This window comes from Streptomyces sp. QH1-20 (genome assembly GCF_041283565.1).
Taxonomy (GTDB): domain Bacteria; phylum Actinomycetota; class Actinomycetes; order Streptomycetales; family Streptomycetaceae; genus Streptomyces; species Streptomyces syringius.
Genome location: NZ_CP166299.1, coordinates 4,919,382 through 4,934,176 on the forward strand (window position 1 = coordinate 4,919,382; position 14,795 = coordinate 4,934,176).

The 14,795-nt window shown below is 69.6% G+C and carries 12 protein-coding genes; 3 read left to right on the forward strand and 9 right to left on the reverse strand.

The window, feature by feature from the left end:
* The first annotated feature begins 27 nt into the window (after nt 1-27).
* Entirely contained in the window at nt 28-1,275 is a 1,248-nt protein-coding gene (locus AB8O64_RS22420; RefSeq protein ID WP_370420962.1) for a D-alanyl-D-alanine carboxypeptidase family protein, read from the forward strand.
* Here AB8O64_RS22420 and AB8O64_RS22425 read toward each other — a convergent pair.
* The 3 genes from AB8O64_RS22425 to trpS form a co-directional block, all read right to left on the reverse strand.
* A complete protein-coding gene (locus AB8O64_RS22425) occupies nt 1,184-2,221 on the reverse strand; it encodes a YihY/virulence factor BrkB family protein (protein WP_370420963.1) in 1,038 nt (345 codons plus the stop codon). The two genes, AB8O64_RS22420 and AB8O64_RS22425, sit on opposite strands and share 92 nt — an antisense overlap.
* A gap of 150 nt (nt 2,222-2,371) precedes the next feature.
* Nucleotides 2,372-2,971: a 2'-5' RNA ligase family protein gene (locus AB8O64_RS22430; RefSeq protein WP_356453438.1), complete on the reverse strand. Its 600-nt coding sequence runs from the start codon at nt 2,969-2,971 to the stop codon at nt 2,372-2,374.
* A gap of 176 nt (nt 2,972-3,147) precedes the next feature.
* A complete protein-coding gene (trpS, locus tag AB8O64_RS22435) occupies nt 3,148-4,167 on the reverse strand; it encodes a tryptophan--tRNA ligase (protein ID WP_370420965.1) in 1,020 nt (339 codons plus the stop codon).
* Nucleotides 4,168-4,262: 95 nt separating this feature from the next.
* Here trpS and rocD point away from each other — a divergent pair, with 95 nt between their 5' ends.
* Nucleotides 4,263-5,468: an ornithine--oxo-acid transaminase gene (gene rocD, locus AB8O64_RS22440; RefSeq protein WP_370420967.1), complete on the forward strand. Its 1,206-nt coding sequence runs from the start codon at nt 4,263-4,265 to the stop codon at nt 5,466-5,468.
* Between the two features lie 66 nt (nt 5,469-5,534).
* Here the strand turns inward: rocD and AB8O64_RS22445 are convergent, their stop codons facing one another.
* Complete coding sequence (locus AB8O64_RS22445; protein ID WP_370423928.1) at nt 5,535-6,755, reverse strand: PLAT/LH2 domain-containing protein; 1,221 nt, start codon at nt 6,753-6,755, stop codon at nt 5,535-5,537.
* 155 nt (nt 6,756-6,910) lie between these two features.
* Nucleotides 6,911-7,084: a hypothetical protein gene (locus AB8O64_RS22450; protein WP_370420969.1), complete on the reverse strand. Its 174-nt coding sequence runs from the start codon at nt 7,082-7,084 to the stop codon at nt 6,911-6,913.
* Nucleotides 7,085-7,197: 113 nt separating this feature from the next.
* Between AB8O64_RS22450 and AB8O64_RS22455 the strand changes: the two genes are divergently transcribed.
* Entirely contained in the window at nt 7,198-7,704 is a 507-nt protein-coding gene (locus AB8O64_RS22455) for a MepB family protein (protein WP_370420970.1), read from the forward strand.
* A 523-nt stretch (nt 7,705-8,227) separates the two neighbouring features.
* On the opposite strand, the gene AB8O64_RS22460 is transcribed toward AB8O64_RS22455, so the two are convergent.
* The 4 genes from AB8O64_RS22460 to AB8O64_RS22475 are packed head-to-tail and all read right to left on the reverse strand — an operon-like array spanning nt 8,228 to nt 14,749.
* Nucleotides 8,228-8,938, reverse strand: a complete 711-nt coding sequence (locus AB8O64_RS22460) for a macro domain-containing protein (protein ID WP_370420971.1) — start codon at nt 8,936-8,938, stop codon at nt 8,228-8,230.
* Complete coding sequence (locus tag AB8O64_RS22465) at nt 8,938-13,728, reverse strand: putative T7SS-secreted protein (protein ID WP_370420972.1); 4,791 nt, start codon at nt 13,726-13,728, stop codon at nt 8,938-8,940. Before AB8O64_RS22465 ends, AB8O64_RS22460 begins: the two co-directional genes overlap by 1 nt.
* Nucleotides 13,728-14,315 carry a hypothetical protein gene (locus AB8O64_RS22470; protein WP_370420974.1) on the reverse strand — a complete coding sequence of 196 codons (588 nt, stop codon included), beginning with the start codon at nt 14,313-14,315 and terminating at the stop codon, nt 13,728-13,730. The genes AB8O64_RS22465 and AB8O64_RS22470 overlap by 1 nt, the downstream gene beginning before the upstream one ends.
* Complete coding sequence (locus tag AB8O64_RS22475; protein WP_370420976.1) at nt 14,312-14,749, reverse strand: SseB family protein; 438 nt, start codon at nt 14,747-14,749, stop codon at nt 14,312-14,314. Before AB8O64_RS22475 ends, AB8O64_RS22470 begins: the two co-directional genes overlap by 4 nt.
* Between the last annotated feature and the right edge of the window lie 46 nt (nt 14,750-14,795).

Genomic DNA, 14,795 nt, shown 5'->3' on the forward strand with positions numbered 1-14,795 from the left:
CGTGGACCTGGAGGTACGTTCACGAACGTGCCGACGACGACATCACACTCCCCGCGGTGCGCCACGCCGCGCCGCCGCGCCGCCGCTCTGGTCGCAGCCCTGTTGCTCCCCGCGCTCACCGCCTCCCCGGCCCTGGCCGACGAGAAGAAGGACGACAAGGGCCGCCCGCCGGCCCAGCCGCCCGCCCGGATGTCCACCGTCGGCGGTGAGCTGCTCGGCAGGCCGGGCACCCAGGTGCGGCTGGGCCCCGGGGCGCCCGCCCTGCCCAAGGAGCTCACCGGCCGCTCGTGGCTGGTCGCGGACGCCGAGTCCGGCGAGGTGCTCGCCGCGCACAACGCCCACTGGCAGCTGCCGCCCGCCTCCACCCTGAAGATGCTCTTCGCGGACACCGTGCTGCCGAAGTTCCCCAAGAACCGGGAGTACAAGGTCAAGCCCGCCGATCTGGCGGGCATGGGCGAGGGCAGCAGCCTGGTCGGGGTCAAGGAGAACCAGACGTACTCCGTCCGGGATCTGTGGCTCGGCGTCTTCCTGCGCTCGGGCAACGACGCGGTGCGCGTGCTGGCCTCCATGAACGGCGGCATCCCGCAGACCGTCAAGGACATGCAGGCGCACGCCGAGGCGCTCCAGGCGAAGGACACCCATGTCGTCAGCCCCGACGGTTATGACGCGGAGGGGCAGGTCTCCAGCGCGTACGACCTGACCCTCTTCGCCCGCTCCGGGCTCCAGAAGGCGGACTTCCGCGAGTACTGCTCCACGGCGTACGCGAAGTTCCCGGGTGAGCTGAAGAAGGACGGCAAGCGGGGCACGTTCGACATCATGAACACCAACCGGCTGCTGACCGGGGCGAACGGGATGGCCGCCTACAAGGGCATGGCGGGCGTCAAGAACGGCAGCACCACCAACGCCGGCAACACCTTCACCGGCGTCGCCCAGCACGACGGCCGCAAGCTGCTGGTCACCGTCATGAACCCGGAGAACCGGGAGGCCAACGAGGTCTACAAGGAGACCGCGCGCCTGCTGGACTGGGGCTTCGAGGCGGCCGGGCACGTCAAGCCGGTGGGCCATCTGGTGCCGCCGCCGGGTGTGGCCGACAGGACGGGCCAGAGCGGTGTCCCCGGTACGGCGGACAGCTCGCAGGCCTCGGTCGCCGGATCGGGCGGCGGGATGTGGACAGCGGTCGGCATCACGCTGGCCTCGCTGGTGGCGGTGGCGGTGGCGGGGTTCGCCGTGCATCGTCGCTGGCCGCTGCCGGACCGGAGCCGACGCCAGGGCTGACCGCCCCGGAGGACCGGCCGGGTCCGGAGGATTCGGGTCCGGAGGATACGGGGCCGGAGGGGGAGACCTCTTCGGCCCCGTCCTGCGCCGCGGGCACCTCGCCGTGCGGGGTGGCCGTCCAGGCGGCGCAGAAGAGCGCCAGCCGGGCCGTGAAGTTGATCCACAGCAGCAGCGCGACCGGGGTGCCGAACGCCCCGTACATGCTCTTCGCGGCCACCCCTTGCAGATAGCCGCTCAGCAGCAGCTTGAGCAGCTCGAAGCCGACCGCGCCGAGCAGCGCGGCGACGACGAGCGGCCGTCGCTCGGGCAGCACGCCGGGCAGCCGCGACAGGACGTAGAGCATCATCACGAAGTCGGCGAGCACGGCGGCGCCGAAACCCGCCGCCGTCAGCAGCGGCGCACCGGCCCCGCCGTCGGCGAGCCCGGTCTTCTCGACGACCCAGCCCACCGCCGCCGACGCGAACGCCGAGCAGCCGAGCGACACCAGCGCCACTCCGCCGAGGCCGACGAGCACGGCCGCGTCCTTGCCCTTGAGCAGGAAGGGATTGCCGGGGGCCTCCTCCAGCTCCCACACGGCGCGCAGGCACTCGCGCAGCGTCCCGATCCAGTTGACACCGGTGACCAGCAGCAGGGCACCGGCGACGACCCCGACCGTGCCCGCGTTGTCGACGAGGGTGCTGAGGTCGAGCTGGCCGGCGATGCCGGGCACCTGCTCGGCGGCCTTCTCCTCCAGCTTCTTCAGCTGCGCGTCGTCGAGGACGGCCGCGCCGATCGCCGCGCCGACGGTGATCAGGGGGAACAGCGCGAGGAAACTGGTGTAGGTGATCGCGGCGGCCAGCCGGGCCCAATGCGCCCGGTCGAGAGTCTCGTACGAGCGCCACACATGGGTGCGCATCAGCCGGGCGATCAGGGGTCCGATCCACGGCAGCCGGGTCAACCAGTCCATGGACGACACCTAACCACTTCACGGCCGGACACCCCTGTCCCCCGAAAGCGTGAGCGGGCAGCATCCCGAGGGTGTGACGGCGGAGCGGGGCGCGGGGGAGGGGCGGGAAGAAGCGCGGGCCGGAGCGCGGGTGGGTGCGTCGGCTTCGCGTCAGCGGGAGGGCGCGGAAGGGCGCACCACACCCTGATGAGGTACGCCGGCTGCCAAGGGCGGCGCGTCCTGCTCACCCTGGCCGAAAGGGTATTCACGCTCCAGCCGCCATACGCCGTCCGTGCCCTGCTCGTAGAGCGCGAAGCCGCCGACGGTCCAGGCGGCCTCGAATTCCGCCAGCTCGTCGAACGCCCGGTCCATCGCCTCCTCGGCGATGCCGTGCGCGATGGTGACGTGCGGGTGATAGGGGAACAGCAGCTCGCGGGCGACGGGGCCGGCGGTGTCCCGGATCCGCTTCTGCAGCCAGGCACAGGCGGCGGAGCCCTCGACCACGTTGACGAAGACGACGGGCGAGAGGGGGCGGAACGTACCGGTCCCGGACAGCCGCATCGGGAAGGGCCGGCCCGCGGCCGCGACCTCGGCCAGATGGGCCTCGATGGCGGGCAGGCAGGAGTCGTCGGCCTCGGTGGGCGGCAGCAGGGTGACGTGCGTGGGGATGCCGTGTGCGTGCGGGTCACCGAAGCCCTCGCGCCGCTTCTGGAGGAAGCTGCCGTACGGCTCCGGGACCGCGATCGAAACGCCGAGCGTTACGGTCCCCATTGCGTTCTCCCTCCTGTGCAGCCTGTACGTCCCCGTGGCCAGTGTGGCGGCTGAGCCACACCTGTCGCCAGGTCACTCGGTCCTTCGCGCGCGGGACCGGAAGGCCCCGCGCGCTCCGTGACCGTCCCGTCACCGGTGGTACGGGCCGGTCCGCACCGGCCCCGTGACCGGTGCTGTCAGTGCTTGGCGGGCAGGAAACCCACCATGTCGTAGACCCGGGCCAGGGTCTCGCCCGCCACCGCGCGGGCCTTCTCGGCACCCTTGGCCAGGACAGAGTCCAGCGTCTCGGGGTCGTCCAGATATTCCTGGGTGCGGGCCCGGAACGGGGTGACCCACTCCACCATGGCCTCGGCCAGATCCGTCTTCAGCGCACCGTAACCCTTGCCCTCGTACTTCTGCTCCAATTCCGCTACACCCGTTCCGGTGAGCGTGGAGTAGATCGTGAGCAGGTTGCTGATGCCCGGCTTGTTCTGCGCGTCGAAGCGGATCACGGTGTCGGTGTCGGTGACCGCGCTCTTGATCTTCTTGGCGGAGACCTTGGGCTCGTCGAGCAGGTTGATCAGGCCCTTGGTGCTCGACGCCGACTTGCTCATCTTCGCCGTCGGGTCCTGCAGGTCGTAGATCTTCGCGGTCTCGCGGACGATGTGCGCCGACGGCATCGTGAACGTCTCGCCGAAGGTGGTGTTGAAGCGCTCAGCCAGGTCGCGGGTCAGCTCGATGTGCTGCCGCTGGTCCTCGCCCACCGGCACGGAGTCGGCCTGGTAGAGCAGGATGTCGGCGACCTGGAGCACGGGGTAGGTGAACAGGCCGACGGTGGTGCGGTCGGCGCCCTGCTTCGCGGACTTGTCCTTGAACTGCGTCATGCGCGAGGCCTCGCCGAAGCCGGTGAGGCAGTTCATCACCCAGCCGAGCTGGGCGTGCTCGGGCACATGGCTCTGGACGAAGAGGGTGCAGCGGTCCGGGTCGAGGCCGGCGGCCAGCAGCTGGGCGGCGGCGATGCGGGTGTTCGCCCGCAGCTCCTTCGGATCCTGCGGCACGGTGATCGCGTGCAGGTCGACGACCATGTAGAAGGCGTCGTGGGTCTCTTGCAGCGCCACGTACTGCCGGACGGCACCGAGGTAGTTCCCGAGGTGGAACGAGCCTGCGGTGGGCTGGATACCGGAGAGAGCGCGCGGACGATCAAGGGCCATGCACACATTCTCTCAGGTGCGGAACCGGACTCGGTCCGGCGGTACGGGTGGGGGTGTAGAAAGTGAGCAGCAGCATGCCCCGACACCGAACGGAGCACACGTTGACCTTCACGCAAGACAGCATCGCGGCCGCCGAGGAACACAGCGCCCACAACTACCACCCGCTGCCGGTCGTCGTGGCGACCGCGGAGGGCGCGTGGATGACCGACGTCGAAGGGCGTCGCTATCTGGACATGCTCGCCGGCTACTCGGCGCTCAACTTCGGCCATGGCAACCGCCGGCTGATCGACGCGGCGAAGGCACAACTGGAACGGGTGACACTCACTTCGCGCGCCTTCCACCATGACCGGTTCGCCGAGTTCTGCACCGAGCTGGCCGCGCTGTGCGGCAAGGACATGGTGCTGCCGATGAACACCGGGGCGGAGGCGGTCGAGACGGCCGTGAAGACCGCTCGTAAGTGGGGTTATCGCGTCAAGGGCGTGCCGGACGGCCGGGCGAAGATCATCGTGGCCGACAACAACTTCCACGGCCGCACGACCACGATCGTCAGCTTCTCCACCGACCCCGCGGCCCGCGCGGACTACGGCCCGTACACCCCCGGCTTCGAGATCGTCCCGTACGGCGACCTGGCGGCGCTGGAGGCCGCGGTCGACGAGAACACCGTCGCCGTGCTGCTGGAGCCGATCCAGGGCGAGGCCGGGGTGCTCGTGCCGCCGGCCGGCTATCTCGCGGGCGTACGACGGCTGACCGCCGAGCGGAACGTGCTGTTCATGGCCGACGAGATCCAGTCGGGGCTGGGGCGCACCGGGAAGACCTTCGCGTGCGAGCACGAGGACGTGGTGCCCGACGTCTACATCCTGGGCAAGGCGCTCGGCGGCGGCGTGGTGCCGGTCTCCGCCGTGGCGGCCTCCCGGGAGGTCCTGGGTGTCTACCGCCCGGGCGAGCACGGTTCGACCTTCGGGGGAAACCCGCTGGCGTGCGCGGTGGCCCTGGAGGTCGTGGCGATCCTCAAGTCCGGCGAGTTCCAGCAGCGGGCGACGGAGCTGGGGGAGCACCTCCACCACGAACTGGGGCTGTTGGCGGGCACCGGCGCGGTCGAGGCGGTCCGCGGCCGGGGCCTGTGGGCGGGCGTCGACATCGCCCCCTCCCACGGCACGGGCCGGCAGATCTCGGAGCGGCTGATGGACCGGGGCGTGCTGGTGAAGGACACCCACGGCTCGACGATCCGGATCGCGCCGCCGCTGATGATCAGCAAGGAGGACCTGGACTGGGGGCTGGACCAGCTCAGGGCGGTACTGGAGGGGTGAGGGGGTGGGGGCGAGCGCGCCGGGTGGCTCGCCCCCTTCGCCGTCTTCTCGCTTTACGTGAGCGTCTTACGTGAGCGTCGCCCACTGTGAGACCGGCCGGTCGCCGGCGACGAGGTTGTCGGCGTGTCCCACGCCGTGGTCGATCTCGATGATCCGGAAATGGTCACCGCTGAACGCCCAGAAGCGGCTCTTGTCGAACACGCCCTGGTGGTCGGGGACGGGCAGGAAGGTGTCCACGTGGGTCCAGCCCTCGAACGCCGCCCACTGCCCGACCGGCCGGTCGGGCGTGATGATGGTGTTCGCGTGGGCGGGGCCGTCCTCGATCTCGATGAGCCGGTAACGGTCACCGCTGAACACCCAGTAGCGGCTGGTGCCGTTGATGCGCTGGTGGCCGGGCACGGGCAGCACGGCGTCCAGGAACGAGAACCCGTCGAGGGCCGACCAGTCACGGATCGGGTGGTCCTCGCCGAGCGCACGGTTGGTGTGGGCGGGGCCGTCCTCGATGGCGATCTTCCGGTACCGGTCGCCGGAGAAGACCCAGAACTCACTGGTGGGTTCCGTGCCCTCCCCGCCGTCCAGGGGCCCGATCCGCTGGCGGTCGGGGACCGGCCAGATGGTGTCGAGGGCGGGGAGCCCGACGAGCGCCGGGCACTGTGAGATCGGCCGGTCGCGAGCCACGATGGAGGCGGTGCGGTCGGGGCCGTCGGAGATCTCGATCAGCCGGTAGTGGTCGCCGTTGAACGCCCAGAAGCGGCTCTTGCCGTCGACCCGCTGATGGTCGGGGACGGGCAGCACGGCGTGCACGGCGGCGGCGCGCGCGGCGGGCGGCGTGGTGGATGGGGATACGGGCTGTGTTGCTGGCTGTGCCGCCGATTGGGCTGGCGGCTGTGCTGCCGGCCGGGCGATGGCGGTCGTCGGGTCCGCCGGGCTGAGGTCGAACAGGCTCCGGACGCCGAAGTACGTGTCGTAGCGGTCGCTGGTCTCGTGGGCCAGCCACTCACGGACGCTGCCGTCGCCGATCCACCGGGCGACGGCTCCGCCGGGGCAGATCACCTCGATCGCCGTCAGACAGAGGTTGTCGGGGCCGTTCTTCATCAGCTCGATCCCCGTCGGCGTGCCGAGGTCCTGCTCGAGAACGATGTCGAAGGCGGGGCTGGTGCCGCGCTGGAACGTGCCGAGCATGGTCCACACCGTCGAGCAGCCGTCCCGGAAAACCAGGCGCGCCTGCACCTTCTCGTCGGTGCCGGCCTCGTTGATGTCGGCGACGGCGATCCTGACCTTGTACATCAACACTGCGATCAGCCCCTTCTTTACGCTCCTGTTGAGAAAAGGGCGCCAGGCATCGTGGCGAATGCGGGGTGGGGCACGCGGCCGGGCGGGATTCTTTACATAAAATCGACCCGAACGGTCGCATAAGGGGTCGCGGCCGGGTGCGGCCCGGGTCAGGCGTCGTAGTCCCGGTCGAACGTCTCCCGGGCCCGCTGGTCCTCCTCGTCGGCCTTCAGCTTGGCCTTACGGGCCCGCTCCTCGGCCTGCTCCTTGGCCCCGGACGTCTTGGACGCGGCGTCGTCGGACTTCTGCCGCGCCTTGCCCCGCGATTTCTCTTCATTGCCCATGCTTGATCACTCCCTGGGGGTGACACGGATCGGGTCCCGGGTCTCGCGGAAAGGCTGACACGAGGGGCCAAAGGCCGCATCCCGTGCCTTCGGCGGGATGACAGGATGAGGTGATGACGACGACCCACGACGACCTGATCGCGGCGAGGACGCTGGTGTACGACCCGAACGGGTTCACCTGCTCGGAGCCGGTGCCCGAGGCGGAGAGCGCCGAGTACGCGGCGCACGCATTCACGGTGGACGGCCGGTCGGTCCGATTCCGGGTGGCGAAGACGACGCCCACGAAGGTGGGCCAATTCGTCACGGTCTGGAAGCGATCCCCGGGCGGCCCGATCCAGCCCTTCGACGCATCGGACCCGGTCGACCTCTTCGTCATCAGCACCCGCGACGGCGACCGCTTCGGTCAGTTCGTCTTCCCCCGGGAGGTGCTGCGCGAGCGCGACATCGTGTCGACGGACGGTGTCGGCGGGAAGCGCGCGTTCCGCGTCTACCCGCCGTGGGTCACCACGACCAACCGCCAGGCGGGCACCACGCAGAAGTGGCAGACGCATTACTTCCTGGCTATACCGGAGGACGGCTCTGTGGACGGGGACAGGGCGCGGGGGCTGTACCACCGGTGAGCGGGTGGCTGCGCCGCAACTGTGAGAGGGGGCGTTGTCGGCCCCCGGCCGCCCTGTGGCGAACCCGTGCACGGAACCCGTACTCGGCGGCCAGATCGGCCGGGAACAATCGCATGACCTTCCCCGGCGCCCGCCCGTATCCCGGCCAGGTGAGCGCCTGCGTGGGATGCGTGCCCCGCCAGTCGTTCGAGAGCCTGGCGGAGCTCCTCGGCCTGTCGAGGGACCGGTCGGTGAGATAGCGCCAGGGGCCGAGGGCGGGGTTGATCGCCACCTGGTCGTAGGGCGGTGCTCAACGCCAAGGTCGCGACAGGCGACTTGGCCGTGCGCGGGAACGTAGCCGCTCCGCGCAATCTCCCAGGGGTAGCGCAGATTGGGGACGGTGTGCACGTCAGGCGCGAGGAAGCGTTCCCAGTCCCTGAAGCTTGGAGAGCGTGTCGGACCGATAGGGACGCCCCTACCGCAGCGTACGGCCGTCCTCGGAGCGGTAGCCCCCAAGTTGCGGAAACTGACTTCAGCGGTGAATCTACGGAAGCTGGTAGACGGCCACGCTGATTCCATGAGCTGAGACTATGGGGGTGAGAGCATCCTCGACGTGGGCCCACTCCAGGCCCCCGAGCCCGGCTGCAATCCGAGGCATGGCGATGCGGCGAACGCCGTGTGCGCCGGCGTGGGCCAGCATGCGATCGACCGACGACACGACTGCCTGCATTTCTGCACGTGTGCGCCAGTGAGCCTGTGTGCCCAAGTTATAGATCCAGCGTTCGCCAGCCTGCCAGGGAAAAATTTCGCCAGGAGTGAGCTTCCCTGCGCGGCAGAGGGCTTTGTACTCCTCATACATTTGAGGCCAGCGTCGCTTGAACTCGACAGCGATGCCACGTCCCATGGCCCCTGCGCAATTGCAGCCATGCGCGAGTGCGTCGGCATCGTCAGCTGTGAACAGGTCCCCGATCCGGTGCTCGATCATTGCTTGGTCTCTTTCCTGGGTGATCGCGAGGGTCCAAGCATCTTCAAACTCGGCTGCTGATACTCGATCGCTGTCGTCAAACTCTCCCGGTTGGAGGGGCTGGTCTGTGAGCAGGGGGCCAACCGCCGTGTCGTGCTCCCGGAGAGAGCTCAACCAGCGTTCACCGACATGAGTCACTTGCCGAGTCGGAACGCGGTCGATGAATTCGATATAAGTAATGCCGTCCTGGTAGTCCAGGGTCTCGATGTCAAGCTTAAAATATTCTGCCATCAGAACGGAGTCTTTCCGTGGTTGACGATTCGTTCGCTTATATCCAGGGGAGCCCCATTCTGATGCAGGAGAACGTTGGGGCGGCAGGCGACTATCTCCAGCCCGGTCAGATCGATCTCAAGAAAATGTGAGGTTCTCGTCAATCCCCATCGGGATGGACGTCCGAATAGTTGTCTGACCAACTGGTATCTCGATATCTCGCCTTCAGCGATCTGGTCCGGGGTGAGGTCGGCCTTCTTTAGCCCCTGGATTCTGTCCGGTGCAATATCGGTGAAGTATTGCCCTTCTCCGAACCGTGCGTGCACAGATCCGGTCGAGTGATTGAGCGTGTTTGAGTCCAGTATTCTCTGTATGCCGTCATCAGTTGTGTAGTGGTACGCGGTGTTGCTCGATGCTTGACCGGATGAACTGGTCCCCACCGGGCACGGCGCCAGCCCCAGCGGATCCGCCCACGTCAGCGGATTATGGACATACGTCGAAGGATTCGGTGACGGCGCCAGGCCCAGCGGGTCCGGGGAGGCGTAGCGGGCCGTTTCCGGGTCGTAGTGGCGGTGGAAATTGTAGTGGAGGCCCGATTCCGGGTCGAAGTATTGGCCCGGGAAACGCAGGGGCGTGTAGGCCGTGCTGTCCGCCGCCCATGTCGTCGTACCCCACAGCGTCGCGCGGCTTCGCCATGCGATCGTGCCGGATTCGTCGACGAGTTCGCTGGGCGTGCCGACCAAGTCCGTGACGATGGCGAAGAAGCGGCTGTCGATCTCCGTCTGGGACGCGTCCGCGGCCGTGATGCGTTCCGTTTGGGAGACCGGGCGCAGGCCGTCGTGGTCCCAGGTGAGCGTGACCGGGTTCGGCAGGCCCGTCGTCGTCGTGGTCTGTTCGACGAGCGTCGGGCCGTCCCACGTGAAGTCCACCCGCTCGGCGACGTCCCCGGTGTCGGTCAGGCGCTGTTTGGCGATACGGCGGCCCAACGGGTCGTACAGGTACTGCCAGCGCGTGCCGTCCGGGGTCACGACGCCGACGAGACGGTCCTCCGCGTCCCATGTGTAGCGCCAGGTGTCCGGCTTGCGGGAAAGGCGGGGCTTCTGGCGCAGGACGACACGGCCGAGGTCGTCGTGTTCGTAGCGGACGCGCCCCGCGTGGTGGATGCGGGTGCCGGTGTACGAACGGGAGCCCAGGGCCTCCGGGCCCGTGTGTTCGGCGGGCCAGGCGGCCTCGGTCTGGTTGCCCGCCTCGTCGTAGGCGTAGCGCTCGGACCAGCCGGGTGCCGATACGGCGGTGACGCGGCCGACCGCGTCCACGTCGAAGGTGTGGAGGCCGGAGAGGCGGTCGTCCACGGCCGTGAGGTTGCCGTCGCGGCGGTAGGTGTAGGTCCGCGACTGGACCGTTCCCACGCCCTCGCCCGTCAGCGTCTGCGAGTTGAGGCGGCCCGTCGCGTCCCAACCGTGCGCCAGAGTGAGCGTCGCGCCGAAGTGGCGGGCGATCTCGCGGCCCGCCGCATCGTGCTCCATGGTGAAGGCGTGGCCGGAAGCGGTGAGCGAGGTACGGCGGCCTGCGGCGTCGTACGTCCAGGTGCTGACGGCGCCCATGGGGGTGACACGGCGTGTGCGGCGGCCCAGTGCGTCGTGGGTGAAGACGGTCGTGCGGCCGCCTGCCGTCTCGGACGTGATCCGGCCGAGCCGATCGCGGCTGTACAGCAGTGTTGCGTCCGGCCCCGAGGCCTCCAGCAGCCTGCCCGCCGGGTCGTGCGCGTACGTCGTGACCTTGCCGTCCGCGTCCTTGGCGACCACCCGCCCGAGCTCGTCGTGCCGGTAGGCGATGGTCCGGCCCGACGCGTCGGTACGGGCGGTGAGCCGGCCCGCGTCGTCGTGCGCGTAGGTGAGCGTGCGTCCGTCGAAGTCGGTCTCGGCGGCGAGGCGGCCCGCCGGATCGTAGCTGTAACTCCACTTCAGGCCCTGCGGGTTCGTGACCTCCACCAGTTGCAGCCGGGTGTCGTGGGTGAACTCGTGACGTACGCCGTCGGGGCCCGTCCGGGCGCTGAGCAGGTCGAAGTGGGTGTACTCGGAACGGGTGACGCCGCCGAGGGCGTCGGTGTGCGCGGTGCAGTTGCCTTCGCCGTCGTACGTCCAGGACTGCTCCGACCCGTCCGGAGCGACGTGGCGGAGCAGCTTGCCCTCCACCGACCACGACAGCCTTGTCGTTGCCCCGAGCGGATCGATGACCGTGGTGACACGGCCGAAGGCGTCACGGAGGTAGGTGGTCACCCCGCCCAGGGGGTCGGTGGTCTCGACGGGGAGTCCCGCCCGGTCGCACCGCACACGGGTGGTGTTGCCCAGGGCGTCCGTGACCGAGGCCGGATGGCCGAGCGCGTCGTAGGCGTAGTGGGTGGTCGCCCCCGAGGGGTCGGTGACAGAGGTCCGGCGGCCGGCGTCGTCGAAGGTCTGCCGCCAGGTCGTGCCGTCCGCGTGCGTCACCGTCTCCGGCCGACTCAGCGCGTTGTACGTGGTCGTCGCCTCGCGCCCGTCGGGGCGGACGACCGCGACCAGCCGCCCGTCCTCGTCATGGCGGAAGCGCGTGGTGCGGCCGAGCGGGTCGGTGCGTGACAGGAGGCGGTCGTAGCGGTCCCACCGGTAGCGGGTGGTCGCACCGGTCGGGTCGGTCTCGGCGAGGAGTTGATGGGCCGCGTTGAAGGTGAGACGGCTGGTGTGGCCCAGCGAGTTCGTCACGCTGGTGACCCGCAGCCCGCTCGCCGGGTCGCGTGGTCCGTACTCCACCGTGCTGCGCATATGGCCCGCGACGCCGGACTGGTGGACGCACCGGTCCTCGTCGTCGTAGGCGTAGTCGTAGCGACTGTCGTTGCGGTCCGTCCACGAGGTGACCCGCCCGCGTTCGTCGTACGTGAACCGCAGGGGCAGGGCGGAGGAGTTGATCACCTCGGTCAGATCGCCGTCGGTGTAGCCGTAGCGGACGATCTCCGTGTCGGTGCCGCCCGGTCCCGCGCCGACCAGGTGCAGGGCGGTGACGCGACCGGCGTCCGTGGAGAAGCGGATGCGGTAACCGCCGTCGTGGGCGAGAGCCGTAGGGGTGCCGTCGGTGTCGTACTCGACGGTGATCCAGTGGCCGCCACGGTCGGATATCTGGTCCAGCAGGGCCAGCTCGTCGCCATGGGGTGTGAAGTGCCAGGTGCGACCGGCGATCGGATCGGTGACGACGTACCCGCCGTCCGCCGCGTTCTCCAGCGGCCACCGCGGGCCCTCGACCGGCAAGGTGGGGACACCGGGAGCCGGGTGCGGATAGTCCAGCAGCAGGCCGTCCTCGTGGACGAAGACCACACCGGCCGCGTCGATCTCCAGCCGCTGGTCGGCCGTGCTCGACCAGGAGGGGCCGAACCATCGCCCCAGCCGGTACCCCGACTGGACCCGTCGGCGGAACACCAGGGGCAGCGTGCCGGGCAGCGCGACATCGGTCTGGGACAGGAACATCTTGCCGGTCGCCAGGTCCACCGGGTCGGTCTCGCAGGTGGACTTCGTGCCGTCCGTGCGCGCGGGTTCGCGTGCGTCCCCGCCGAGTTCCCTGCGGGCCAGGCTCTCCGCGCCCTCCTTGCCCATTTCCTTGGTCCCGGAGGCGACGGCTCGCCGTCCCGCGCTGCCCGCCGTGCTCGTGCCGCCGGTCGCGAGTGCCGCGGTCAGGTCGAAACCGAGGCGTCCGCTCGCCTCCCTCGGGTCCTTGCCCCAGCCCTCGCCGAGCAGTGCCTGCGGCGCCCGGTCCGGATGGTTCGCCAGGGTGGTCAGGCCCGCCACGCTGGTGTTGAGGTGGTCCAGGTACAGGGCGGGGTGGGTCACGTTGTACGGGTCGAGGGGGAAGACGCCGCGGACGAACTTCACTCCGTCCGCGGCCCCCTTGGTCACGCCTCCCAGCACATGGAGGCCGGTGTCGGCGGACGCCGTGCGGAAGTCGGCGAAGTCGTCCGACACACGGTCGGTGAACACCGGCTTCTGCGGTGCGTGGGCCAGTGCCCCGCCGACCGACTCCCGCGCCTTCTCGGCGGCGGAATCGCGTTGCGAACGGGCCCGTGCGAGGATCTCCCGGGCTTCCTTGATCTTGGCCGCGCCGGGGTCGCTGAACGCCCCGGGCGCGCCCGTCGGCTTCGCGCCGGGGTCCTTGCCCTCGCCCAGCCGGGCGTTGTAGGCGTCGACCGCCGCGTTGTAGGCGTGGACCTGCGCGTTGTGCGCGGCGACGGCCTTCTTGGTGGCCTCCTTGCCGGCCTTGTACGCGGCGATGGCCTCCTTCGCCTGGCCCTGGGCCCAGGTCACCGTCTCCGCGTAGGACTCCAGGGCCTTGTAGGCCTCCTCGCACGCGTCCGCCGCCTTCAGCCACTGCTGGGGGTGCATGGCGAACTTCTTGCGGAACGCCTCCGCTCCCTCCCCGCGCCAGTGGTCGGAGTCCAGGCCTTTCATCCCCTGTCCGACGCGGTCGAACGCGGCGTGGAAGTCCTTCAGGTGCAGTGCCGAGGCCCGGATCCTCCCCGGCGACCCGTGGATGAGCTCGGCGGCCTGCTCGGTCTGCCCGAGCTGCTGCTCGGCGACCTTCGCGCCCATCCGGTCCGCGAGGAAGTCACCGGCGTCCTCGATCACGTCGGCCGCGTCGTGCAGGCCCATCCGGTCCAGGCCGGCGCCGATCTGCTCGGTGCCCCAGTCGACGGCCTGGCCGGCCTTCTCCTTGCCCTTGTCGACGAGGTCGCCGGCCTTGTCGGCCGCCGCGTTGACGACGTCCTTGAACATGTCATAGGTGCCCATCAGCGGTCACCCGGCTGCTGACCGGCCGACCGCGGAGCGTGCTGCGCGGCCTGCTCCAGCAACATCCGGAGCCTTTCGTTCCGGGTGGCTTCCATGTCCTTGGTCACCCCGTCCCACGTCTCCTTGCCGTGGTCCCACGCCTTCTCGAACGACTTCCCGCTGTAGTCGACGTCCGCGAAGTTCCCGTTCGCCTTCAGCTCGTCCCAGGACATGTTCTCGATGTCCTCGTCCTTGAGATTCGGATTCGCGCCGAACGCGGCACCGGCCACCTTCATCGTTCCCTCGGCGTACTTGTCCTGCTCGTAGTACGTGCCGGCCGACAGCCCCACCCGCCGGGCGAACTCGTTCCCGTCGTGGACGAGGGTGCGGACTCCCCATTCCCACCGCTCGCAGAACTCCTTGAACTGCGCGGCGAGGCCCGTGTGTCCGAGCTCCAGGCCGGACAGGGCGATGTCCTCGAAGCCGCGGCCCGCGGCGGCCCCGCCCATGGGGCTGAGTTCGCCCAGCTCGGAGAGCGCGTCCGTCAGCCCCTTCGCGATCAGGGACAGGTCGTGCGCGTGGGCCTTCAGATCCGGTTGGTCGCTCACCGCGCCCCCTCCTCATGCGCGTGCGGGTAGCCGTCGATCGCGGCACTGTCCGGTACGACTCCCTTGAGCGGCGGGAACAGCGCTGGGTGGGCCCCTCCCGGGTCGAGGGCGATGCCCGCGGGTTCCCCCATGCCGGGAATCACCACGTCCAGGAGTCGTGCGCCGAGGACGGTGACGTAGTCCCACTGCCTCCCGGCGGGCTCGTCCCGCGCCCGGGCGAAGTCGGCCAGTGAATCCTCGTCGGAGAAGGCGTGGATCCACCACACGCCCCCGTACGACGTGGTCCACAGCCCGCCCCGGTCGTCGAGCGGGACCAGCACGGGGGAGCGGCGGAAGCCGCCGAGCGCGGCCGCGAACGTGCGGCGGGCCTCGTCGAACGCCGCCGCGTTCCCCTCGTCGGCCCGCGTGCCTGCCTGATCCCCCGTCATGGTCATGACTGCGATGCTCGCACGCGCGATTTCGCAGCCGCAACCGTGAAGA